This window comes from Streptomyces sp. NPDC094147 (assembly GCF_044764265.1).
Lineage (GTDB): Bacteria > Actinomycetota > Actinomycetes > Streptomycetales > Streptomycetaceae > Streptomyces.
Window position 1 is genome coordinate 1 of record NZ_JBIWHT010000051.1, and the last position, 22,464, is coordinate 22,464.

The window sequence follows — 22,464 nt, forward strand, 5'->3', positions numbered from 1 at the left end:
GCCTCAAGACCCGCACCACCTACGACGAAGCGACCGCCTGGTCACACCACGCCCAACCCCATCCCGCTTGACATGAAACGTCATGGGATGTCTGACCCCGTACTTCCGGCCCTACACCAACACCGACGTCATCGGCTGCAAACTCGGCGGCGCCATCAAGAACCTCATCGCGCTCGCCGTCGGCCTGGCCGACGGCATGGGACTCGGCGACAACGCCACCGCCCTCCTCATGACCCGCGGCCTCGCCGAAACCGGCCGCCTTGGCGTCGTCCTCGGAGCCGCCCCCTCACCTTCTCTGGCCTCGCCGGCGTCGGCGACCTCATCACCACCTGCTCCTCGCCACTGTCCCGCAACCGTACTTTGGCGAACACCTCGGCCAAGGCATGACCGTGGGCGAGGCGATCATCGCCACGAAGCAGACAGCAGAGGGTGTCAAGTCGTCCGCGGCGCTGCTGGCCCTTGCACATCGGCATCAGGTGGAAATGCCGATCACCGAGGTCGTCGTTGACGTCATCCAGGGACGTACCAGTGTCATCGCGGCAGCTGACCGCCTGATGGCTCGCGCGCCTAAACCCGAACGCTACGACTCCTGAGCTGCCAGTAGGCAGGAATCCCGACGTCAGCAAGGGGATGTTGGCGCTGGACTGTCGCAAAGGTTCCCTGAGGGGGCTCGCATCGGGCCGGGGAGGCTGCCGTGAAGGATTGGCAGCGGTGCGAGCCCGGCGAGAAGGCTCTCGGCGAACAGGGCCGTGACGTTGTACTTCACCTGCGCCCTTGCGGTGGTCTGGGAGGATGACGGCGGCGGCCGACCCTACTAACGGTGGGGTCGGCCGCTGCCTTCGTTGTTGGCCGTGCTGTCACGGCCGTTGCTGCGTCAGGCCAGGTGGTCGAAGGCGCCGGCCTTCGCGCCGGCCAGTAGGGCCGCGATCTCGCTGCGGGTGTAGACGAGAGGGGTCTGCTCGGGCCGCTTGGAGTCCCGCAGGGCGACCAGGTCGCCGATCACGCCGAACTCGACGCAGTTATCGTTTCCGCCGCTGAACGGGCTCTTCTCCCAGGTGACGCCGGAGAAGTCCAGCTCGGCGAGGTCGGCCTTGGTGTTGCTCACCTACACAGCTCCTTGATCATGGTTGTGATACGGCTGCGGGTCTCGGGTGGGCCCGAGGGCAGTGGCCCGCAGGTGGTCGAAAACCTCGGTGTAGCGCCCCACATCGTCCGATCCCTCGAAGTACACCGAGTGACTCGGTCTGGCCGGATCCAAGGAAGAAGCTTCCGCCGAGGCCGACTGTCCTGGATCCGTACAAGCATGTGATCGACTTGCGGGGGCGCTCAGGTCCCCACATGCGGGGAGCCGCTTGATGTACCGGGGCAGGTCGCTGCGGACATCAGGACTCGGGGAGCGGTCGGCGGACACTGGCCCGAAACGTCGGGCTGGTGCCATCGCCAACCGGCAGGCACGCGACGTTGCCGGCCGGGCATCAAGGGAGGGGCGCCCGATGCCGACGCTGCGGCCTTGCGCTTCGGGGGAACTGGAGCGCAGGGCCGCAGCGAGTCGGCTACCTCAGGTGCCAGTCCGTCCAGGCACCGGTGTTGGGGTCGCGTTCGCGGTAGTACGGCTTTCCGTCTGTGCCGCGGACCCGGACCACCGCGCCCATGCCCTGGGACTCATCGAGCACCACCTCGAGGCCGGAGGTGGCCTGGCCGCCGAAGGGCCGCCAGCCGACGAAGCTGCCGTCCGGCCGGGACCAGCGCGTCCAGACCTGGCGGTCGGAGCCGATCACCCACATCTGCTTGACGCCGTTGGAGTAGACGTACCACTCCTCGCCGTAGTCACAGTCGTACGAGCCGCCCATGACGGGGTGGTGACACAACTCGTTGCGGGGAATGGGAGCGGCGGCCCGCTCGGCTTGCGTCAGCCGGGCGATGGCCGGCTTGGCTGCCTTGCCCGTCACGGGTGCTCCCGACTGCATTACGACATTGGGGATGTTGAAGGGCAGGACCCACAACTCGTCCCCCTTGGCGAGTACCCGGCGTCGGGCCAGCCATGAGGCCCAGTCGAGGCCGGCGAGCCAGTTGTCGTCGCCGTCGATGTAGCGGACGGAGTACTTCCAGGTGTCGGCCGGGTACAGAGTGCTGTAGTTCGCACCCTCGTACGTCGTGCGCAGCGGGAACTCGTCGCACTCCTGGCCCGCTGTGTGGCCGAGTTTGCGGCAGGCGTTGGTCCGGATCCGCTCGTTCTCCTTGTAGTAGGTGAGGGAGGTGTTGCCGTCGGCGCTCTTCTGGAGCCGTGTCAGGGGCTTCGGCGTCGGCTTGGTGTCCAGGGCGCCGGGAATCCGTACTCCGGGGAAGCTCCCGAACGGCTGGGTGGCGGTGGGGTGTTCGGTGGCGTCGAAGAGATGCTTCGCGTACTGAGGGAAGTCCTTGTAGTCGACGTACCAGACCAGCCGCGTGTTGTTCCACACGCAGCCGCCGGAGCCGGGCTGGTAGAACGCCCTGTCGCAGCGCAGTGGCTCGGAGAATTTGATCGAGGCACCCCATTCGCCGACGATCGACACGTCGAAACCGTGGAACGACACCCCGTCGGACGCGAGGAATCCCTTCGCTCGGCTGTCCTTGGCTGGATCGGTCGCTTTGCTGTGTCCCATGTCGAACTTGGCGAACGCGTCGTCCGCACCGGGCACCCTCTGCCACTCGGCGACGGGCCGAGACTCGCGGTCAGGGTGCCCTTTGCAGCTCGCGTTGCCGGAGCCGGTACACGCCAGGGTGACGGTGAGGTCGGCCTCTTGCAGGCGGCCGTAGTTCTCCGCCGGATTGCCGCTCACGTTCGTGAATGACCACTGGTCGAGCATGAGGTGGATGGAGGCCTTGCGGTCCTTGCGGTGTGAGTCCTGAAGGACTGTCACCCGGAAGTTCGCATAGGCGACTTCGGTCCCGTCGACCATGTAGGAGTACTTGGTCCGCAGGACGGTGCAGAGCGAGTAGCGGCTGGTGCGGATGACCTGCCCGTCGTAGGTGCCAGGGCCCGGATCGGCGTCCTTGCGGCACTCGCCGACCGTCCAGGGATTGTCCTCGTCGCGCTCGATCGGTCCCTCGTCGGCCGGTGCCACCACGCCGGGGGAGCGGAGCACGCTCGACTTCAGCTCGGTGACCGGCACGGACAGCACTTGGCCGCCCGTGTGGGTATGGGCTTGGGCGGACGGGGCGGTGGCGGCCAGGGTCGTTGCTGCGGTGGCGAAGGCCATCAGGCCGATGAGCGTGCCGCGCAGCCGACGCGCTGTGTGTAATCGTCTCGTCAACTCGGTTCCCCCATCGGAATCGCGTGCCGCCGGACACGGCGCAGCGTCCCGCAACACGCAAGGTGTTGTCGCGTACATGACTTATGTGCCCGTGCACGCTACTGCCGGACTGTGATCGACAGCGGGTCTCTTTTCGGCCTATCGAAACGCCTCTCTCTCCGGCTCTTCCCCGCCGCACCGAGGGGCCCGCGCTCGGGGCCGAAAGGGCGGCAGCCCGGACAGCAGGGTCGGTCAGAGGTGGGACGGACCCGTTCAGGTACGCCGCACTGCCAGCACCTGGTGGTCGGTGTCGTCGGAGGCACTGATGCCGAGCTTGCTGAAGATGCTCGCCGAGTGCTTGCCGACAGACATCTCGCTGACGAACAGCCGCGCGCACGCATGATCCGCTCAACGGCCCGGCGTACCGGGGGCGTCCACGGGGTGCCCGCCACGATTGCCCGCCCGTGGTGGACGACCCAGTGCCCGGACGGCCGCTTCACGCGGGCCGCCAGGGAGGGATCAGTGGATCTCCCGCACGCAGGTCTCGGGGATCTGGCCGCCACGCACCAGGTACCAATCACTGCCCCCGTGGCCGCACTCGTGGTAAAGCGGCTGGCCGTCGGTGGTGCGATTGAACGTGGACAGGCAGCTCTCCAGCCGGTCGCCGCGGTGGACGTAGTGGTCCACCGGGTCCGACGTCGTGGCGCTGTTCGCATCGCGGGCCGGGCGCCGCACCGCGACCGTGGCGCCCGTCACCTCGAGTGTGGTGCACTTGGCCGCCGTTGGTGCGGCGGGAGCGGCGGTGGCGGGAGCGGTGAGGGCCGCGCTGAGCGCCGCGCCGGCGAGGACGATGCCGAGCAGATTCTTCATGATCGGCCCAACCCGGCGGCGGTGGGTGGCGGACACGGCTCCTGCTCCGTTGCCACTCCCACGGGTGAGGACCGGGGCGCACGACGAGACTCTGGGACCCGACACTGGGCCTTCGGGGCCAGTTGTCGTTCCTCACCGGCGAGGCCGGAGACGACGGTCGCCGTTGCGAGGGGTCAGCCGGCGCGAATCTGTTTCCAGTCTGTCGATCCTGTGGAGAATCGACGGCATGACCAGTTCGCGTGAGACGCAGTTTTGGATCGGGCAAGCTGCCCGCGGCAAGCAAGCACTCCCGCCTGACGCGGGTGTGCGTGCGTACGTGAGTCAGCTCAAGAGCGCCCTGCGGGAGATCGAGGTCCGTAAGCTGGGGCCAGAAGCGGCTGCCCAGAAGTTGGGTCCGCTCGGTCTCCGGTCCACCGAGGATCGGTTCGTCCTGTTCATCGACGCCGAGGAGCTGCTCGCTCGACACCCGGGAAACGACGAAGTGCGGATGCTCCTGGCGGCAGTGCAGCAGCGTGGCCCGGCGGTGGATGTCGTGCTCTCCAGTCCTTGGGCCAGCCACTGAGCCAGAGGGTTCGGTAACCGGTTCTGCCATCCGCGACGGCAAGCCCCTCTCCGGGCAATGGCTGAACTCCGAACTCCAGCCGGGGGGTTGCTGTGACGTGTGCTGGTTGTGCTCGATTTCCGGGGGGGGGACGGTCACGGGCAGTACCGACCGGATGGGGAGAGATCACGGCGTTCGCGACACTGGCGAGACAGATGGTGGCGCCGCGCGCTGGCGGCCGGGGTGAGCGTGACCATGAGTGGCTGGCGGCGATTCTCGCTGCCAGTACTGGCTTCGAGCTGATGATGCCGGCTTTGTGCGCGGTGCTGTACTCGAAGTTGTGGCACGACCACCGGGTGCTCGCGTACATCGTGGTGGCCGGGGTCTGCCTCGTACCCACGTACGCCGTGTACTTCGCCGCGCGGCCGCTGATCGCGCGCTACGGCCTCAGGGTGTGGCAGTGCGCGCTCGTCGGTGTCCTGCTCGCGACAGTGGCGTGGGAGGGACCGAAAGCGGCCGCCTACGTGTGGCCCTCGGTTTCGGACCGCTATGAGCGGGAGCTCGGCGGCGCGGGGCAGTGCTTGTACTACTCGCCGTACCGGCTGGACCGGGCGGTGACCATGTTCGAGCGTGACAAGGCGCTGATGGTCGTCGAGCCGCTCGCGAAGGGCGCACCGGCGCTGCGGCTGATCAATGCGCGGACCGGCGGGATGCGGGCCCTGGCGCCGGCGGACCGGCAGTCGAAGGAGATCCTCGCCGCGTACGGATGCTGACGGCGAACCGGCACGGCCGCGAAGGTGAGCGCATGCGGCTGCCTGGCTCCGAGTCCCCGGGGATTTGACCTGGTTGACGATATTCGACGCCAGACTGAACGACGTGGCCTGACGGAGAACGCCTCGGGGCCGTACGGGATTGCCGGTGGCCACCGCCCTGCTGCGGACCGATTCGGCTAGGAGCGGCAGGGGGGACTCCGACGACACCGCGACCCGGGCAGCCGCCCCGGCCAGCGTCTTGTTGGCCAAGCCCAGCCGGACGGTCTGCTCGCGGACCACCAGGGGGAAGTGGCACAGCCGGGTCGCCGCGACTCCGACCGGAACCGCGACGTAGCCGCCGGTGGCCAGCACTACCGTGCATGAACAGATGCCTCGGAGCCCGCCGGCCCCTGCTCCTGCCCCCAAGAAAGCGGCAGAGGCTGGTCCGGCGACGGCCCCTCGTCAGGCAGGCCCGCCCCGCCGGGGCGGGCCTGGGTTAGAACTGCTTCCGCATTCGAGCAGGGAAGCGACTGGCGCAATCGGCGCAGTGCATGCGGTATCGCCTGATCAGGCGCCGCCGGATCAGGCGCCATCCGCGCGCTGCCGCGTAGACCGAGTTGAGCTCGGTGGCTCCGCAGGCGGCGCACTCGGGCTGGCTCATGTTGGCATTCCTCTCGACGGTCCGGCCATTCACAATCATGGAAGATTCGGAAGGTATGAACCCCTCCTATCAGCTGCTATTCAGTGCCCGGATCCGGTCCATTCCCCGGGTGACGTGTCTCCGAGGCCGGACGGGCAGGGGGCGGTGAACTCCACATGCACCTGCTCGTCACTCCTCCGTGCTGGCCACCGGACGGTGTGCTGGCCTGCCTGGGAATCAACAACCCTATGAGAGCTGTTGGGCCGGAGAGACCCGGTGCGCCGCCAGCAGGTGAGCACTCGCCAGAGCGGGCCGGGGCGCCTTGGCTTCGGTTCGGCGGGTTGCCCGCGAGGTGGGCGGCGTGCGAGCGGCCGGTCAGCCGACACGCGGTCACGATGCCGAGCAACTCCCTCAACTCCTCGACCAGCGGGGCGAGATGGGATCCGGATAGTCCTGCGGTCCGTGCTCTCGTGATCGGCTTGGGACGCGGGGACTTCATCGTGAGGCGCTGGGCCGTCACCGTTGTCGCTGGGCACGCAGGCGGGAGCGGGTATCCGGGCAGACGCGGTTACAGCGCGGGCAGCGGGTCGGTGTGGTCGTCGACGCCGAGGAGGAGCACGTGATGTCCGACGGCCTCGGTGATGCCGTCGGTGACCTTCTCGACGTCGAGGCGCAGCCGGAGGCGTCCGGCGCCTTCGCCGTTGGCTGCGAGGTCGTGTTCCAGTTCGTCGTCGAGGCGGTCCAGGGCAGCCTCGGCCGCGGCGTAGTCGGCCAGGCCGAGGGCGAGGAGCTGGCGGGTGATGGTGTCGCGGAGCTGGTAGCTGGGCATCAGGGATCGTCCTCCGGCGTCGGGTGATCAGGTGGTGGGGTCGGCGGTCCTGCGTGCCGCGCTCACGGCCCGCGACCACACGTCGGGGCTGCCTCCGTGCTCGCGGGCGAGGGAGGCGGCGAGCCCGCGGATGTCGCCGCGCTCGCGCAGGGCGGCCAGGGCGATGGCCGACCTGCGGTCGGCTTCCGAGCGGGGCGGCGTGGCCGCGGGGCGGTGCTCGAGGGCGTTGCGTACGACGTACTCCCAGGACCGCTGCGGCCCGCCGTACTGCACGCTGAGCTCCGCGGCCAGCCCCGGGTGGTAGCCGTCGCGGTCGATCGCCTCGGCGGCGTACTGCTCGGCGAGTTGCGTGGCCGTGAGCGGCTCATCGTCGGCGTGGGCGCTCAACTGGGCCGCGAGAGCCTCCTCGAGGGCGGAAGGGCGGCCGACGGCCGCGTTGTCCTGGGGCCCGGGACGGCGGCCGGCCTTGCCGAGCTTGTCCCCGGTGCGCTTCTTGTCGAAGTCCTGCAGGTCGCCGACGCGGAAGCCGGGGATCATGCGGCCGGTCGGGCCCTCGACCGGCTCAGCGAGGGGCTTGGGGAAGTAGTCGGGGTTGTCCCTCAGGTACTTGCGGATCGCCGAGGGTCCGCTGAAGCCCAGCCACTTGGCGGCCGTGTTGATGGAGACGGCGTCCTCCGGGTCGGTCCTGTACAGCTCGGGGTCGGCCTTGAGGACCTTGTTCGCCTTCTCCTGCTGGAACCAGGTGTAGAAGGCGCGGAACTGCTGCTCGTCGTAGAAGTCGGTCCCGTCGATCCGTTCCTTCTCCGGATGGCGGTGCTCCTCCGGCTGCTCGTCTCGCACCTTGTACCAGCGGGCCGCGGTGCCGACGCTGGCGCCGGTGAACTCACGGATCCAGTCGCGGTTGACCACGGCACGGTCGCCGACGACGCGGCGCTGCGGGTTCAGAGCATTAGACATTGCACTCTCCGGTTCGAGCCACGGCCCTATACTGAGGGCCTGCTCCTCTTGGTCCTCCGGCGCTCACGCGCCGGTGGGCGAGTCGAGTTGGTGAAGGTGGCCGGCGGGACGTTCGGCCGGGGTTGCCGCCCTGGGGCGACACCCTCGCGAGAGGGTGCCTTCCGCCGCCCACCGCTTTCACCGCTACTTTCGTGTAATCAATATGACGCTCTTGATGGCTGGGTGTCAACTCGCCAGCGGACACCCCGCCACGAGTACGTCCCCACTCCCGTTTGAAGCGCTGCACCTGCTTGCTCTCGACGTGAAAGGGCGCGGTGACCAGCTGCTCCTCCAGCAGCTCCGACTGCCTGCGCCGCATCCACGTCCGTACCCGCCCGTAGCGCTCGTCGACCTCGACGGGGTAGCCGTGCCGCTCCGAGAATGTGCGCAGCCTCCGGCCCAGAGCGGACGCGCGGCCCACGGGGACCCGCTCCACCGAGCGCAGCGGCCGCCCCCCGGCGTGTGGATCCGCCTTCGAGGCCGGCAGGATGCGCCGTACGTGGTACAGCGCCCACGGGCAGGTGAGTTCCTCCTCGAAGGCGGCGAAGACGGGCCGGTCGGCGGCCCGGCCGGGGTCGGACTGCTCCAGCAGGCTTCGGCGGCCGAACAGTTTCGCCTGCGGGCTGAGGCTGACCGAGGTGTACTCCAGGCGCAGCGCCCGTCCGGCGATGTCCGGATAGACGCGCATCCGGTCCAGGTGGTCGGCCATAGCACCCATCGAGACCGGGAAAGCAGAAGCTGCAGTAACTCTTCTCCCACCGCACGCCGAACCGCTCGTGCAACAACGCTTCGCACCGCTCGCCCTCCCCAGTCGATCAAGGGATACACGCCCTGGCGCAGCGGGTTCTTGCTCGCCGCCTTGTCCCGGAGGCTGCGGTCGGCCTCGTCGGCGTTGAACCCCATCACCTGCCGAAATGGCCGGTCGCCTATCTCCTGGGTGATCAGCGCGTCGCCGACCTCGCCCTTCGCGTGCAGGCTGCAGAGCCGAATGCCGCCCTGCTGGGGAGAGAGCCGTTGGTCTCGCACTCATCCCACAGCGCCCAGGGTCCGCGCTCGATGATCCGCTCTGGCTGGCGTGAGTCGTCCATGACCGTGATCGCCAACGAGCGGCTGGCCCGGGCGACTGAACGAGCCAGACACGATGCTCGCGGAGGAGCGGCACGTACCGATATCGACGTGGGCGCGGGTGGTCGGCCACTCGTCCCCGGTGAGCTGATGCAGCACCATGGTGGTCCTCTCGGGGCGGTGAGCTGGTGATTGGGGCCGGTCCGGGGTTGCCGCCCCGGACCGGCGGTGGGGCGAAGTATGGAGCGACGCCGAGGTCGCGGTGGGAGCGAGCTGGCGCTCGCGCGGTTGGTGACGGCGTCAGGTATCCGTGCTGGGCGGGTCGCTGCGGTCCCAGGGCCCGAGGACGCCACGCGGCTCAGCCGCTCCCTGGCGGCGTTCGCGGCGCGCGGCCAGCAGCAGATCGAGGATCCTCCGGCCCTTGGTCTCGGCCTGGTGGCGCAGAGCGGCGGGGATCTGGTCGGGGAGCCTGACGGTCTTCGCCCGCAGGTCGATCTCCAGCGTGACGGTGCGGACCAGTGTGCTCGCCTGACGCTGCCCGGCATACAGCTCCAGGCGGGCCTCGATGCGGTGGTCGACGGGGGTGAGCTGTACGTACTCGTTGCCCCAGGAACGGTTCTCCGTGTCGGGGGAGAGCCGCACCCGGGCGGGAACGGTGCGCCCGGTGGGGACTTCGTGGTCGTTGAGCGGGGCGGTCGGATTCCTCTCCCGGCGCGTGACGTGCTGGTGGAACGGGTACCAGCCGGGCCCGTAGAAGACGGATGAGGCGTCCAGGACGTATCCCCACTCTCCGAGTTCCAGCTTCAGCCCGTACGTGTACGGCCTGTCCTCGGGGGCGACGTAGAGGTCCAGGGCAGCAGCGATTTCCGGGGTGCTGGAGGTGGTGGTTGACGTGGGCGGGTCGGCGGGGAAGAAGCGCGTGTGGGTGTTGCCCAACTCGTCCGGGATGTGCGCGCCCTCGGACACCACCTTCCGGACCAGGAGGGGGACGGCGCAGCCTTGGCGCGTGACGCGCAGGGCGACGGCCGAGCCCTCGACGTAGATCAGCTCCTGGAAGTCCCAGTCCGTCTGCGCGGCCTGCAGTTCGTGTTCGACCTCACGCAGGGCGCGGGAGACACGTCGGCCCAGAGGGTCTTCTGGGTCGGGGCGACGGGTCCTGGGCAGGATGAGGGCGGCGTCGGGGTGGTACTGGTCGGAGACGACCTGCCACGGCCCGGGCGGCAGCAGGGCGGCCACTTCGTCGGCGAGCTGCTCGGTGCCGGTCAGTTCGCTCAGGACGGCGGCGGTGAGGCGGGCGGTGGACGGTGCGTCCCAGGGTCCCTCCAGGATGAGGCTGGTCCCGCTGGCCGGGCTGCCCAGGGTGACGCTGAGCCGCTTGCCGTTCAGCCAGGCCTCCGCGGGCCCGAACCGCACGAACAGCCCCGGCTCGCCGGGCCGTTGGAAGGAGGTGCCGGTGGTGAGCAGGCGGGCAACGGCCTGCGGGGACGGGTGCGCGTCGCGGGCGTCGGGCAGGGCGGGGGCGTAGCGGGTGACCGCGTCGAGGACGCGTGCCAGGGCGGGCGTCGGGGTGACCGGGCTGAAGCGCGCGATGCAGATCCGGGCGGGGCCGGTGGGCGACGGCGCGGCCAGCGCGGCCCGCACCGGTCCGTGCAGCTCGCGGGTGCGCAGGGTCAGCCGGTAGCCGCCGGGCAGGTCGGCGCTGGTGCGGTCCCGACCGTGCAGGGTGTGCTCGATGACGGTGTCGAAGATGGCGAAGGTCGGCGAGGCGGGCTCGAACTCGTACATGGCGCAGGCCTCCACGGGCGGCGGTGAGCGGTGCTGGTCAGCGGGTGATGCGGGCCCGGGCCTTCTCGGCCTGGGCGTGGACGGCGTCGGCGTGGGCTGCGGCGCGGACCTTGTCGGCCCAGTCGGCTGCGCGCTGCGCCAGGTTGGCCAGGCGAACGAAGGCGGCGTCCTGGTGGCGGCGGGCCCGGTCCATGAGCCGGGCGTGCTCGGCGGCCAGTTCCTCGGCGGTGTACGCGGCGATCGCCTCGGCGCCGTGGCGGCGGGTGACGCGGCCGAAGGGGCAGGCGCCGTCCTCCTGCTCGATGACGGCGAGGTCGGCGGCGGGCCAGCCGGTCTCCTCCTGGCGCGGGCCGAGCTGGATGTCGAGCACGCACACCGCGTCCCGGTCGTGCAGGCCGTTGCCCTGATAGCGGCGGTGCGGTCGGGGCACCGGGCCGCCCGACTGGCGTTCGGTGTGTGCACGCCAGAGTTCGGGGGAGGGGTCCTCCTCGTCCCGGTGGAGGCGGTGGAGGTAGGCGACCAGCGCGGGCAGTTGCCAGGCGGCGGAGCCGAAGGGCGCGGCCGGCATCGCGAGCCCGGCCCGGGCGATGAGTCCCGTGTGGTTGCTGACGTCGGCCTGGGCGACGAACAGGCCGGTGGTGAAGCGGAGTTCGGAGCGGAGCATGGCGAAGCCTTCCGGGCGGGCGGCACGCAGAGAGAGGAGGGAGAGGGGCCCGGGCCGGACCGAGTGGTCCGGCCCGAGCCGCGGGTCAGGACGCGTCCTCGGAGTCCTCGACGCTCGCGCCGTCCGGGGAGTCCTCGGTGTCCTCGTCGGCCGGGTCCGGCTCGTGCTCCTGGTAGGGCTCGTCTGCGACCACGGCCTGCTCGACGCGGGAGAGCGGGTAGCCGATCTCGGCGAGGAACGCCAGCCACGTGCGGGCGTCCGAGCGGATCTCGTGCAGCTCGTACACGGAGGACTGCGCGCTGCGGTCGGTGCGCCAGGTCCGGGCCTCGGTCATCCGCTTCTCGAAGGTCGCGGCCAGCACCGCGAAGTTGAGCAGGGTGAGCTTGGCCGGGGTCGCCGTCCTGGCGCGCTCGGCAAGGGTGCTGTAGCCGGTCAGCTCCTTGATGAGGTTGTGGCGGCCGACGTCTCCTGCCCACTGGGCCACCGGCTTGGGGCAGTTCAGGAGCTGCTCGGTGATGAACGCGGCGAGCGGCTTCGGCGCGCTTTTGCGGGCGATCAGGTCCTTGAGCCACGCCTGCCGGGCCTTTTCGGCGGCGTGGTAGGCCTTGTTGCCCGCCTTGACGTACTCGCGCGACGGTGCCGACGGCTTGGCCTCTCCCGTCGCCTCGGCGTGCTGTACGTCTCCCTCGCCGTCCGTCTCCGGGGCGTCTTCCTGGGGCAGCCGGTGGCCGAAGTGGTCCGGGTCGGTGCAGAAGTAGTCCACCTCGCCGGGTTCGCTGGGGTTCTCGGCCCAGGTCGCCACGTGGCCCGGGCATCCGGCGTGGGCCTCGGCGGTCATCGGCTCGCCGTCCGGGCCGTCAAGCCCGGCGAGCGGCTCGGCGGTCGGCGCAAGGGTGTCGGAGTCCTCGGCCAGCCGTACCCCGGCCTCCTGCAACTGCGGGCGCACCGTGGCGCGGGCCTGCTGCTCGGCGCGGTCGTCGCGCTCCCACTGCACCTGGAACTCGAAGCGGCCCTTGCGATAGGCCTCCAATAGCCGGTCCACGGCGTCGCCGTCGTCGTCGAACTCGCCCAGCACGCCGAGCACTTCGAGATCGAGGTCATACGTCCCGGCCTCGGCGAGGACCGAACGGGTCCGCTCGCCGACCGTCTTGGCGGTCTTGACCGCGCGGGAGACCTGGGTACGGGTCCGGCCGGTGAGTTCGGCGACCCTCGCCTGCTTCATGCCCTCGCCGACCGCTCCGAACAGGGCGTCGGCCTGCTCCAGCTCGGTCAGCCCCCGGCGGTAGGCGTCGTCGTTCTCGATGAGCTGGTCGATGAAGTCCTCGCCCGCCTCGCGCAGCGAGGGATCGAGCACGTACGCGGGGACCTCGACCACGTCCTGCTCCGCCTCGGTCTTCTGGGTGGCCTGGGCGGCGAAGTAGCGCCGGTGGCCCATCTTCAGCTCGTACGTGTCCTCGCCGCGCGGGAGGACCACGACGGGGACCTTCAGGCCGTTGGCCGCAACCGACTTGAGGAACTTTTCGTCGAGGTTGAGGTCCTGGCGGACGTTGCTCTCGTTGACGCGGATCTGGCCGAGCCGAAGGGTGACCCGCTGCATCGGTGTCGTTGTTGCGGTGCCGTTCATGTGTGCTCCTGGTGCGATCGGGTTGGTGTCGAGCAAGTTGCCGCCTGCTCATGAAATCAATTATACGCGTTTGTGGCTGTGGGGCAACCCTTTTCGTCCGGGGGGGATATCGGGCAGCCATGCTGGTCAGGGTCGCCGTGCTGCCTGGGCGTGCCGCAGGGCGGTGAAGAACGGCGCGTGGTGCGCGACGTGGCCCGCCGGGAGGGGGGCGGCACTGTCCTGCCCCAGGGGGAGGGCGTCGAGTACCTCGGTCAGCTTCACGAGGGGGGAGCCGTAGGAGTCGCACTCGCCCTCGTAGGTGCCGATCCCGGGAAGGTGCGCCACGTAGTGGCCGGCGTGCTGGAACACGGGGTCCTGCCACAGTTCGAACGCCGTACCGGGGGCTTTCGTGAGCAGGTGCACGGCAAGGTCGTGCGCGGATCCGACCGGCACTTCCTCGGTCAGGTACCGCATCCCGAGCACGATGCCGTTGCCGCAGTCGTCGTACGGCTCAAGACAGTTGTCGTCGATGCCGAGCTGCACGGCGGCCCGGTCCTCGTCGGGCATGGCGTAGACGTAGAGCTGGAGCGCGGAGCGGTCGGACACGGGAGACTCCTTCGGGCGGGCGCGAGTGCGCCGGGGCGGTCAGATCTCGGTCGCCGTCACGGGCGGCAGGCCCCTGGGGCGGCCACGCTTCGGCCGCGCCGTGCAGGATGCGGAAGGCCGTGGGTCAGAGGGGGGCCGGGCTCCTTCTGCCGTGTAGGCGATGAGTTGTCGCTCATCGGGGGAACTACCTCGGTGGGGTGGGGCCGGGAACCGACGGGCGGTGGTCCGCCCCTCGGGTGGCTGGGGTCAGTCCTCGCCGGGCTGCATGATGGTGATCACGGGCTCGCCCTGGTCGCCGGGCCCGATCGCGCACACGAGCTGGACCGGGCAGGCCTGCCGGGTATGGCCGTCGCGCGGCACCCGCCGCAGGTGGACGGTGGTCTGAGCGTCGCCCCCACCGCTGCGCCGGATTGCCGCGCGGCACATGGTCAACACGTCCCACAGGCGGCCCCGTTCGTCCTGTGGCACCTGCCGGTCACTGTCGCTGTCGTCCCAGGCCACGCAGTCCCCCCACATGGTGCTCGTGAGGGCGACCGGGACACGGAAGCCGGCCTCCCGGGCCGAGTCGGCGTCGGCGGCAACCAAGACGCCGTCCGCCAGGGCTTGGGCGCGGGTGTAGACGTGGATGAACTCGTCCGCGTCGGCCATGGGGACCGACCGCATCGCGTCGTTACTGACGGAGGGGTCTTCGGTGACGGTGGCGTCGTGCAGAACCGAGTCGATGCGGGACAGCACGCTGTTGCTGCCCCGTCCTTCCTGCGGGGAGTCGGCGCGGTGCCGGGTGGGCTGCTCAGCCGGGGAGCTGGGGTCGTGGTCGGCCGGGGCGGGGCCGGTGGGCGACTGGGCGGCGTCCTCCATCGCCGCGTGTACCGCGAGGATCGTTCCCAGTGCCGTAACCCTCCCGGTGTTCCCGGCGGACGCGGCTTCGGCCCGCTCCCGCTCGATCTCGTCCCGGATCTGCTGGTGGCTGTATCCCTGGGCACGCTTCACGCGGACGGTTTTGCCGACGAGATCGACCACGATGGCGGACACGTGGCCGGGCAGGCGGTTGCGGTCCATGGGCACGGATGTCCGCCTGTGGCGGGCGGGGGCACGTGCCGCGCTGTGCTGCTGCGCCCGGGCGGGTGCGGCAACCGTGCGTGCGTGCCTGCCGGTTGTGTCGGTGTTCCGTGCGGCGGTCGGCGCTGCGGGGGCCGTGCAGGCCGTGGCGGTGTCCTCGGAGCTCAGGACATAGAAGCGGTTGGAGTGGACGTGGACCGTCCACTGCTGCCCGGGGGCGTCCTCGGTGAGCCTGGCGCGCGGTGTGCTTTCCCACGCCTCGAACGCGCGGGCCGGGTCGACCGGCACCATGTTGCCGCTGTCGGAGTCGTAGGCGCGGCAGGTGCGGGCCGCCGTGCGGATCTCCCTCACGCGCTTGGTCCAGTTCCGGCGGATCGTGGTCATTGTGCGTCCTCCTGCGAGTGGTGTCGGATGAGTTGCCGCCCATCTGGAAAATCAATAATACACCTTAATGGGTCAATTCCTTTTAGAACAAGGTGTTCCCGCCGCCGTCGCCGAACTCGCTCTCCTGCGCGGCCCTGGGGGCGGTGGCGGTGCGTGAAGCCGTCGGCCTGGGCTTCCGGCTGGCAGCTGCCCGTTCCGCGCGTTCGGCCTGCTCCGCCTGGGCCTCCAACTCGTCCTCGTCGCGGTTGTGCAGCACGATCTCGGTGGCCGGTGAGGCGTCGCGCCACTGGGCGCGGTACTCGTCCGTGGAGATCCCGGGGCTGGGGCGGAGCTTGATCCCCGTCTCGCGGTGGAAACGCTCGTACGCGGGCGAGTCCTGCCACACAAAGCCGCTCTCGATCCGGAACGGTGCGGACTCCCTCGGGATGATGAACGCCCCACGCCGGGCCAGCGTCTCGGCGACCGCGATCACGTGGAATTCGAACAGCGGCCCCCGGTACCCGGGGGCGCTGCCGCTGCGCTTGATCCGCCCGAACGGAGGGTTGCTGATCGCACAGTCGAAGGAACCGAGGTTCATGCCCGGGACGTCCAGCACATCGGCACAGATCCACGTCGCCTCCGGCAGGATGCGCCGCCCCACCCGCACGTACTCCGGGTTCTTCTCCACGCACACGATCTCGCGCGGCGGCAGGCGCTCGAAGTGCCGGGCCACCAGGTCGCGGGCGTGCCAGGCCAGGCGCCCGATGCCCGCGCACAGATCGATGATGCGGTTGCCCGGGATCACGAGGTGGAGTTGGCCGGCGAGCTCGGCGGGTGTGAAGAACGCGCCGTCCAGGGCGCGGCCCGTGTTCGCGGACTCGTGGTAGTGATCGAGGACGAATTCCCGTTCCTCCTCCGTCAAGTCCCGCTCCTCCGCGACCAGTTCGAACGCCAGCTTGTGCTTCTGGGCCTGCTCCTTGCTGAGCTTTCCGGGCATGACGTGCCGCCTTTCGGGGTGAGGTGGTGCGCCGGTCCGGAGTGCCGTACCGGACCGGCGGTGAGAGGGGCGGTGCGCCTGGTCTGGGCGCCGGTGGGCGTCGGCTGCGGCGCGGCCGGGAACCACCACTGCTTGTGCTCGTCGCTGTCTCGGGGGCAGGCGGAGATGCGGGCACCGACCGTGGCTGCCGAGTGGTAGAAGCACCACCGGCGGTGGCCGAGGACGCGGTCCCATCGCGTGACGTATCCGTCGAACACGCTGACGGGCGTGCCGTACCGGTTGTGCTCGGTCCGGTAGACCCTCCATCGCATGCAGTCGGCCACCTGCCACCTGCCACCGGGGCCCGATTCCCGCCCGCTCGATCCACAGTTCGGTGCAGCCATGGCAGGACACCCGGCGCAGTGCCTGTCGTCCGGGGTCTGCGGACTCCCACCACGCTGGGGCGGCGCCGCACAGAGCTGGGCCGCTGTCCTCCTCGGCGAGGTGCACGGTCTGGGCCGGGCCCGTCAGCCGTACGGTGTCCGAACTCCCCAACGGCGCAACAGGCGATGAACATCCGCCGGCCGCGACGGGGCGGTCGGCGGTGTCTGCGGGGCGCGGGGAGTCTCGACGTCGGCGCAGACACCGCCTTCCGTCTCCCAGGCCTCGACGGCGCTCGGGTCGGCGGAGGTGCCGGTCGGGTGCGGGCAATCGCCGGCGGGCTGAGAGGGGAAGTGCGTGGACATGGGGGCTCCGCTCGGTGGGCCGGGCGCGTGGGGCGCCCGGCCGGTCGGGTGGTCGGCTCGGAGGTGGTTACTGGGGTGCGACCCGCGGCTTACCTGGTGCGTGCGTATGGAAGTCGGCGACCAGGGCGGTTGCGTTGTCGGCGTAGGACCCGGCGTGCGCGATCGCGGACTCGGTGAAGTCACGGGCGGCCTCACTCGGGGTTCCGGCCAGGTAGAGGGTGAGGTTGCGGGCCGAGTCCTCCAGGGGCTCGTACGCGCCGTCGCTGGCGAGCAGGAGACGGCGGTCGTTTTCCGCGTCGCGGCTCATGGACTCGATGGCGGGGTGCCCGCACCGGGACTTGACCTGCCCATCGCTGTACGTCGAGCCAAGCCAGGAGGTGACGCGGTTGCGGCTGCCCTGGTTGACACGGCGGAGGTTGTGGTCAGCAGTGAGCTTGTGGACGGCGCCGTGCCTGGCGACGACGTAAGCACGGGCGTCTCCGCACCAGGCGACGTTGAGCGGCTTGCCGGGGGCGGTGACAGCCACGACGGCGCATGCGGTGGGCAGGTCGGCGTACTTGTCCTGCCGGTCCGCCTCGGCGGCGTAGGCCTCGTAGACGGCCCTCAGGCCGGCCTCGGCGTCGGCGTGCAGGGCGGCGGCGCGGGCGAGACGGCGGGCGGCGGTGCGGGTCCAGTCGCGTACCTCGTCGCTGGAACCGATGCCGTCGCACAGGACGTAAGCGCGGGCGCCGTTGCGGGTGTAAGTGGCGGTGGCGTCGCACTGGTGGGAGCGATCGCCGATGAGCTGATAAGTGGCGTGGGTGCGCATGAGAACTCCAGGACGCGGGCCGGGCGCCAACGGCGCCCGGCCGAGGGGCGGTCAGACGGTAGAGGCCGGCTCGGGCAGGGCCGTGGCGACGCTCAGGGCGGCGGCGCGCAGCTCGGCGGCGACGGCGGTCATGAACTCGGTGTCGGCCTGCTGGTCACGGCTGCCGGGGGCGTACCAGTACTGGTTCTTGCGGTGCCACTTGAAGCCGTGCCGCTTCAGCACATCGGCGGCGCCGTCGCCCAGGCGGGTACCGGTGACGGTCGTTCCGTCCTCATTCGTGTGCGTGACGGTGAGTTCCTCCGCGTCCTCCTGCGGGGTGTACGCCGGACGGTCGGCCTGGGCGGCGGTCTGCTCCTTGGCGGCGGCCCAGCGCTGGGGTAGGACGATGTCGCTGGCGACCTGGTGCACCTGCTGCGCGGCCCAGTTCTCCCGGATGGCGTGGCCGTCGACGACGCAGGCACCGAGCATGCCGCCTGTGTCCGGGGCGGTGCCGCTGTGGGCCTCGGACCACAGGGCGGTAGCGGCCTTCAGCGCGTCCTCGGAGATGTCCCGGTGGTTGTTGATGCCGTCGACCAGCGGCGTACCGGTGATCTTCCGGCCGTCGGCGGTGACGGTGACCGTGTTGCCGGTGGTCTCGTAGCGGTCCTCCTGGCCGTTGAACTGGGCTCCCTGCATGGGGCGGGTGACCTCGTCGACCTCTGCCGTGTCGGGGCCGTCGGTCCAGTGGACGGAGATCCACGCGGAGGCTGTACCGGTGCCCTTGCGCACGCTGAACTTCACGCCGGGGAACGCCTTCTTCAGACGGTTCCTGAGCTCGGCGGCCACGTGCTTGGTGTCGATGTAGTCCATGCCCTGTCCTTCTGGTGCGAGTCGGGTTGGTGGCGAACGAGTTGCCGCTCATTCATAAAACCAATAATACAATCTTACGCGGGAGGGATCACGGCTTGACCTCGGCGCGGAAGACGTCGTCACCGTTGACCGTGATCCGGAGCGGGATCGTTCCGTCCGCGCTGATCAGGTCGGCGGGTACCTCGCCGGTGTCCAGGTGGACGGACACGACCAGAGCCTTCACGGCGCTTCCAGTAGGCGTAGACCTGGGTGCCGCCGGTCTCCAGGCACGGCAACGTCGACCGGTCCTTGCGATGTTGGTGCAGAAACCGCGTGCGTCGGTTCAGTGTGTCCGCGCGGCGCTGGCTCATCCGCATAGCTCTGTCTCCTCCAGGGAAGGCCGGTCCGGGCTTGTGGGCTCGGACCGGCCCAGGGTGGTTGGGGGTGGGTCAGGACTGGGCGCTGGCGTCGGCTTTCGCGCGTTCCGCCTCCCAATCGTCGCGCTCGGAGTGGCGGTATTCGGCCGCTCCCGGGTCGGACAGCGGGGCGTCCGCTGCTGCGGGCACGAGCGGCGTCGTTTTGTCTCCGGGTGGGGCGGTCGGCTCGACGGTCACTCGGCGTACGACGTCCCTGTACCGGTACGCCGACCACTCACCCACAACCCGGTACCCATGACGGGCGATAAGGTCGGCGATCCGGTCCATGGGGACGGCGTCGAAGCTGAGGTAATGGCCCCCCTCGTCATCCCACACGGTGGCGCCTTCCCACGGGAGGCCGGTGTGCCTCTGTGCGCAACCGCACTGGAGGCTCAGGGCTGTTCCGTGCATCCGTGTGCACGTGAGCACTGCGTGCCGGGCGGTCATGGTGCAGGTGAGCGACTGCACCCACGCGGAATAGGCCGCGTCGTAGTGCCCCGACCACAGGACGCCGGAGGCGACCACCCACCGGGCGAACGCCATGCCTTCCGCCTGCGTGCGCCCCTCCTCCACGGCGTACATGGCGAGATCTTCGAGATAGGCGGCATTCGACGTGAGGTAGTTGGAGGGGAGCACCGACAGGACCGGCTGAGTGTCTGGGGCGGCGTCGTCGCCTCCCGGGGTGAGCAGGCAGTCAGCGCCGACGTAGTCCCGCCCGACGAACCGCGACGGGTACAGCGTCACAGGGACAGTTGCCTTGATCCACGGACGCAACAGGGCGGGCACTTCACCCGCCGGGGTGGTGACCAAGGAGGCAGAGACGACCTCCGCTGTCACGGGCGACGCGCCCCGCCTGCCGTAGACCGACATGGACAGGTCCGGCGCGGTCGGCTGTGTGCGGGCGGTGGGCGCCTCGGCGGCCACCAGGTCCCCGATGGCGCGCCATGCGATGTCCTCGGCGGCTTGCTGGCCGTAGCGGGTCAGGGTGGCACCGTTCCAGCGGTAGCCACGGGCGGTGAGCCGCCAGACGCACCGCAGGACGGTTTCCCCAGTCTCCTGGCGGGCGGTGAGGAGCAGTGCGCAGTGCCCGGGCTGCGTCTCGGTGGTGGCGGCCCATCCCGCCGCCTCGGCCTGGGCGGTGAGGTGGACCAGGTTGCGGGGCAGGGACACCGGGCCGTGGGTGTCCGCCGTGCGGAGCTGCTCGGCGGTCGGGGCGGTGGGCGCCGGCACCTCGGCAGGGGCCTGGGCCTGGGCCGGGGTGCGCGTGCTGCTGTCGGGCTGGGTGGTCGCGGTCATGTCGGGTCACTCCTGGTCGGGTTGGTGCCGGGTGAGTTGCCGCTCACACCGGGAGGCAGGGGTGTGCCCGCCTGGGCCGGTCGGGCGACCGGCCCAGGCGGGGTGGTGCTCAGTTGCGCCGGTTTGGGGGGCGGTTGCACCGGGGCGCGGTGTGGCTGGTGGCTCCGGCTCCCCGGGTCTGGGTCGGGCGCGGGACTCGCTCGGCCTGCCGGAACTCGACTCCCGGTTCCGGGGCCAGCGGCGCGCCGGTCTCGGGGTGGAAGCTGGACGCCTCCCGGATGCTGTCGGCGGAAAGCGGCCGAAGCCAGAGGTTCCGGACACTCCAGCCGCGTACCGATTCCGACCCGTCGGGGCCGAAGGTGCGTACGACCACTCCGCCGGTGGAGCCCCTGACCATGGCTGCCGCGATCACGGTGCATACCCGCAGGGCGGCCGCCTCGTCGATGATGATGGCGTCTCCGAGCACGGTGAGCTGCTGGCCTTCGGCGGGTTCCCCGTGCTGGGTGTTGGCGCTGGCGACCACGTGGTGTGTCCCGTCGCCGAGAACGGCGTTCAGGAGCGAGAGGTACGCGTCCGCCGCGCGGTCGAGCAACGCGTGTGCCTTCTCGGCGGCGCTCACCGCCTCGTCCGCCACAGGCTTGCTGACGGGTGCGGTGCTCCATCGCATCTCGTCGATGCCGAGGTCCTCCGCCGGGTCATAGTGCGTCCCGTCGAGGCTCTGCCGGATGTGGTCTTGGTATTCGCTCATGTTCCCTGCCTTGGGTCGTTGAGTTGGCGGCGAGCAAGTTGCCGCTTGCTCACAAAATCAATACTACACCCTTCGGGGTGATGGTCAACCCCCAATCACATCCCGGACGTGGCGAGTTACGACGACTCCAGCTGCGTCACCCGTGTACGGAAAATCCCGTCTCGGGTGAGGCTGAAGCCAACGCGCCTGGTCTCGCCGGTGCCCTCACGCCTGCCGCAGATCTCGACGTCGGTCAACTCGCTTCCCGCATAGGTCACTTGCAACACCACGCCTTCCCACACCTCGGGCCATGGTGAGGGCTGGTGCGCGGTCCTCGCCCGCGTGCGGACGGCCAGATGCCGGGCGGGGCAGCGCTCGACGCGTACCCGCTGCCCCTGGCTGATAGGTCGCTGCCCCACGGCGGCCACCGACAGCTCGTTGACCCCGTGGCGGGCGTGGTCGGCCCGTACGCGCGCGGCCACCTGGTCGGCGGACGGGAGGCCGAACCCTCCGTCGCGGGCGAACACGTCGTACGCCTCGCGCCATCCGCGAACCTGGCACTCGACCGCGCTGCGCGATGCACAGACGATCGTCAGACCTCCGACGGTGACGGACAGTGCGCCGATCCCTTCGGGGCTCGCTGCCGCGCTGCGTGCCCGGACCTTGGCGCGGCGGGGTGCGTCATCCAGGATCACGAACGAATTGATGGTGAGCTCGGGTTCGCGCGATTCGCCTGCGTCGACCTTTTCGGGAAAGATCCGGTCGAGCATTTCGGCTGCCTCGCACCAGCCCTCCCACCACACACGCGCGCCGGTAGGGTGCCGGAATTCGATGATGGCCGTAGGAATTTTGAGCAGGGGAATGAGCGTCAGACCGATTGACGCGTCGGTCTCGTGCTCTCCAGCAAGGTAGATGGTGAGTTGGCTTACCGCGTCAACGGTTCCCGTCCTGGTGTTCAAGGAAGCTCCTCGTGTTGGTGATTGGACTCGACCAAGTTGCCGCTCGGTCGCAAAATCAATAATACACGAGTCCGGAGGGGCCCCAACGCCGAATGCATACAACTGGTGTGTCATCTGCTCCAACAACTGGCGCGACAACTCCCCCTCGCCCTTCGACTGCTTGGGACAAGGCCCCTGGTCACCGCACGGTTTTCGTGTGGTGGGGGGTCCGACATCCCCTTCTACCCGACTCCCTGCGCCCAACGATCAAGAAAAGAGAGGGTGGGGCTTGGTCTGCGGGTGCGGCGGCGATGGAGTCGTGTGGTGTTGGGTTGCGCGGTCACGGGGGTGTCCGCGCGGCGCTGGCGGGCCCTCAGGGCCCTGCTACGGATGATGGGGCCCTGGTGTCGGTGGTCAGTGAAACTGAGCGATCGTCATGCTCCTGTCCTGGGGTTGTGCAGGTTGGTTGAGCGGGTTGGTGGGTGTGTTGGCTCACTGAATCTGGGCGGGGTCGGGCCTCGTTGACTGTCTGGCCTGGGGTGTTCGTCCGGCCGGTGCTGGTTGCGCAGGTTGGTTGGTGATTGCTCAGTGTGAACCTGCTGGTGTGTGTCACCGCGGTCTGGTTGGGAAGCGTTTGGGTGTCACCGTGGTTGAGCTGTCCTGTGTCCCTTGTTGATGGCCGGG

General features: G+C 69.8%; 20 protein-coding genes and 2 pseudogenes. 3 read left to right on the forward strand and 19 right to left on the reverse strand.

Features of this window, described 5'->3' with window-relative positions:
* Positions 1 to 88: 88 nt before the first annotated feature.
* Positions 89 to 593 (forward strand): annotated as a pseudogene (locus ACIQ8J_RS34235) (NAD(P)H-dependent glycerol-3-phosphate dehydrogenase); the annotation flags it as partial.
* Between the two features lie 281 nt (positions 594 to 874).
* Here the strand turns inward: ACIQ8J_RS34235 and ACIQ8J_RS34240 are convergent.
* From ACIQ8J_RS34240 to ACIQ8J_RS34250, 3 genes are all read right to left on the reverse strand, one after another.
* Complete coding sequence (locus tag ACIQ8J_RS34240) at positions 875 to 1,105, reverse strand: DUF397 domain-containing protein (protein WP_403276818.1); 231 nt, start codon at positions 1,103 to 1,105, stop codon at positions 875 to 877.
* 448 nt (positions 1,106 to 1,553) lie between these two features.
* Positions 1,554 to 3,293 carry a hypothetical protein gene (locus ACIQ8J_RS34245; RefSeq protein WP_403276815.1) on the reverse strand — a complete coding sequence of 580 codons (1,740 nt, stop codon included), beginning with the start codon at positions 3,291 to 3,293 and terminating at the stop codon, positions 1,554 to 1,556.
* Positions 3,294 to 3,791: 498 nt separating this feature from the next.
* A complete protein-coding gene (locus ACIQ8J_RS34250) occupies positions 3,792 to 4,178 on the reverse strand; it encodes a hypothetical protein (RefSeq protein WP_403276813.1) in 387 nt (128 codons plus the stop codon).
* Between the two features lie 190 nt (positions 4,179 to 4,368).
* Between ACIQ8J_RS34250 and ACIQ8J_RS34255 the strand changes: the two genes are divergently transcribed.
* Positions 4,369 to 4,704, forward strand: coding sequence for a hypothetical protein (locus tag ACIQ8J_RS34255; RefSeq protein ID WP_403276811.1), 336 nt, complete (start codon positions 4,369 to 4,371; stop codon positions 4,702 to 4,704).
* A gap of 281 nt (positions 4,705 to 4,985) precedes the next feature.
* Positions 4,986 to 5,456: a hypothetical protein gene (locus tag ACIQ8J_RS34260; protein WP_403276821.1), complete on the forward strand. Its 471-nt coding sequence runs from the start codon at positions 4,986 to 4,988 to the stop codon at positions 5,454 to 5,456.
* A gap of 126 nt (positions 5,457 to 5,582) precedes the next feature.
* On the opposite strand, the pseudogene ACIQ8J_RS34265 reads toward ACIQ8J_RS34260, so the two are convergent.
* The 16 genes and pseudogenes from ACIQ8J_RS34265 to ACIQ8J_RS34340 form a co-directional block, all read right to left on the reverse strand.
* Positions 5,583 to 5,810: pseudogene (locus ACIQ8J_RS34265) on the reverse strand (glycosyltransferase); the annotation flags it as partial.
* Between the two features lie 833 nt (positions 5,811 to 6,643).
* On the reverse strand, positions 6,644 to 6,904 hold the full coding sequence (locus tag ACIQ8J_RS34270; protein WP_403276809.1) for a hypothetical protein: 261 nt from the start codon (positions 6,902 to 6,904) through the stop codon (positions 6,644 to 6,646).
* Between the two features lie 27 nt (positions 6,905 to 6,931).
* Positions 6,932 to 7,861 carry a hypothetical protein gene (locus tag ACIQ8J_RS34275; protein ID WP_403276807.1) on the reverse strand — a complete coding sequence of 310 codons (930 nt, stop codon included), beginning with the start codon at positions 7,859 to 7,861 and terminating at the stop codon, positions 6,932 to 6,934.
* Positions 7,854 to 8,609: a hypothetical protein gene (locus ACIQ8J_RS34280; RefSeq protein WP_403276805.1), complete on the reverse strand. Its 756-nt coding sequence runs from the start codon at positions 8,607 to 8,609 to the stop codon at positions 7,854 to 7,856. Before ACIQ8J_RS34280 ends, ACIQ8J_RS34275 begins: the two co-directional genes overlap by 8 nt.
* A gap of 656 nt (positions 8,610 to 9,265) precedes the next feature.
* Positions 9,266 to 10,750: a hypothetical protein gene (locus ACIQ8J_RS34285; protein ID WP_403276803.1), complete on the reverse strand. Its 1,485-nt coding sequence runs from the start codon at positions 10,748 to 10,750 to the stop codon at positions 9,266 to 9,268.
* Positions 10,751 to 10,787: 37 nt separating this feature from the next.
* Positions 10,788 to 11,414: a hypothetical protein gene (locus ACIQ8J_RS34290; RefSeq protein WP_403276800.1), complete on the reverse strand. Its 627-nt coding sequence runs from the start codon at positions 11,412 to 11,414 to the stop codon at positions 10,788 to 10,790.
* A gap of 85 nt (positions 11,415 to 11,499) precedes the next feature.
* Complete coding sequence (locus tag ACIQ8J_RS34295) at positions 11,500 to 13,038, reverse strand: ParB/RepB/Spo0J family partition protein (protein WP_403276798.1); 1,539 nt, start codon at positions 13,036 to 13,038, stop codon at positions 11,500 to 11,502.
* Between the two features lie 126 nt (positions 13,039 to 13,164).
* Entirely contained in the window at positions 13,165 to 13,623 is a 459-nt protein-coding gene (locus ACIQ8J_RS34300; protein WP_403276796.1) for a hypothetical protein, read from the reverse strand.
* 246 nt (positions 13,624 to 13,869) lie between these two features.
* A complete protein-coding gene (locus ACIQ8J_RS34305) occupies positions 13,870 to 15,066 on the reverse strand; it encodes a DUF6573 family protein (RefSeq protein WP_403276794.1) in 1,197 nt (398 codons plus the stop codon).
* Positions 15,067 to 15,148: 82 nt separating this feature from the next.
* Positions 15,149 to 16,042 carry a methyltransferase gene (locus tag ACIQ8J_RS34310; protein ID WP_403276791.1) on the reverse strand — a complete coding sequence of 298 codons (894 nt, stop codon included), beginning with the start codon at positions 16,040 to 16,042 and terminating at the stop codon, positions 15,149 to 15,151.
* Between the two features lie 792 nt (positions 16,043 to 16,834).
* Positions 16,835 to 17,575, reverse strand: coding sequence for a PP2C family protein-serine/threonine phosphatase (locus ACIQ8J_RS34315; RefSeq protein ID WP_403276789.1), 741 nt, complete (start codon positions 17,573 to 17,575; stop codon positions 16,835 to 16,837).
* A gap of 51 nt (positions 17,576 to 17,626) precedes the next feature.
* Positions 17,627 to 18,424 carry an LPD29 domain-containing protein gene (locus ACIQ8J_RS34320; protein WP_403276786.1) on the reverse strand — a complete coding sequence of 266 codons (798 nt, stop codon included), beginning with the start codon at positions 18,422 to 18,424 and terminating at the stop codon, positions 17,627 to 17,629.
* Positions 18,425 to 18,512: 88 nt separating this feature from the next.
* The gene (locus ACIQ8J_RS34325; protein WP_403276783.1) at positions 18,513 to 18,647 is read right to left on the reverse strand and encodes a hypothetical protein; all 135 of its coding nucleotides are present in this window, start codon (positions 18,645 to 18,647) and stop codon (positions 18,513 to 18,515) included.
* 205 nt (positions 18,648 to 18,852) lie between these two features.
* On the reverse strand, positions 18,853 to 20,115 hold the full coding sequence (locus tag ACIQ8J_RS34330; RefSeq protein ID WP_403276780.1) for a hypothetical protein: 1,263 nt from the start codon (positions 20,113 to 20,115) through the stop codon (positions 18,853 to 18,855).
* Between the two features lie 109 nt (positions 20,116 to 20,224).
* Positions 20,225 to 20,863, reverse strand: coding sequence for a hypothetical protein (locus tag ACIQ8J_RS34335; protein ID WP_403276777.1), 639 nt, complete (start codon positions 20,861 to 20,863; stop codon positions 20,225 to 20,227).
* Positions 20,864 to 20,979: 116 nt separating this feature from the next.
* Entirely contained in the window at positions 20,980 to 21,801 is an 822-nt protein-coding gene (locus tag ACIQ8J_RS34340; protein ID WP_403276774.1) for a hypothetical protein, read from the reverse strand.
* Between the last annotated feature and the right edge of the window lie 663 nt (positions 21,802 to 22,464).

Coding starts and splice junctions, on each gene's coding strand:
- ACIQ8J_RS34310 (WP_403276791.1), bottom strand. CDS start 16,042: ATGCCCGGAAAGCTCAGCAAGGAGCAGGCCCAGAAGCACAAGCTGGCG.
- ACIQ8J_RS34260 (WP_403276821.1), top strand. CDS start 4,986: ATGATGCCGGCTTTGTGCGCGGTGCTGTACTCGAAGTTGTGGCACGAC.
- ACIQ8J_RS34335 (WP_403276777.1), bottom strand. CDS start 20,863: ATGAGCGAATACCAAGACCACATCCGGCAGAGCCTCGACGGGACGCAC.
- ACIQ8J_RS34290 (WP_403276800.1), bottom strand. CDS start 11,414: ATGCTCCGCTCCGAACTCCGCTTCACCACCGGCCTGTTCGTCGCCCAG.
- ACIQ8J_RS34285 (WP_403276803.1), bottom strand. CDS start 10,750: ATGTACGAGTTCGAGCCCGCCTCGCCGACCTTCGCCATCTTCGACACC.
- ACIQ8J_RS34295 (WP_403276798.1), bottom strand. CDS start 13,038: ATGAACGGCACCGCAACAACGACACCGATGCAGCGGGTCACCCTTCGG.
- ACIQ8J_RS34320 (WP_403276786.1), bottom strand. CDS start 18,424: ATGGACTACATCGACACCAAGCACGTGGCCGCCGAGCTCAGGAACCGT.
- ACIQ8J_RS34280 (WP_403276805.1), bottom strand. CDS start 8,609: ATGGCCGACCACCTGGACCGGATGCGCGTCTATCCGGACATCGCCGGA.
- ACIQ8J_RS34315 (WP_403276789.1), bottom strand. CDS start 17,575: ATGCGCACCCACGCCACTTATCAGCTCATCGGCGATCGCTCCCACCAG.
- ACIQ8J_RS34330 (WP_403276780.1), bottom strand. CDS start 20,115: ATGACCGCGACCACCCAGCCCGACAGCAGCACGCGCACCCCGGCCCAG.
- ACIQ8J_RS34255 (WP_403276811.1), top strand. CDS start 4,369: ATGACCAGTTCGCGTGAGACGCAGTTTTGGATCGGGCAAGCTGCCCGC.
- ACIQ8J_RS34275 (WP_403276807.1), bottom strand. CDS start 7,861: ATGTCTAATGCTCTGAACCCGCAGCGCCGCGTCGTCGGCGACCGTGCC.
- ACIQ8J_RS34270 (WP_403276809.1), bottom strand. CDS start 6,904: ATGCCCAGCTACCAGCTCCGCGACACCATCACCCGCCAGCTCCTCGCC.
- ACIQ8J_RS34305 (WP_403276794.1), bottom strand. CDS start 15,066: ATGACCACGATCCGCCGGAACTGGACCAAGCGCGTGAGGGAGATCCGC.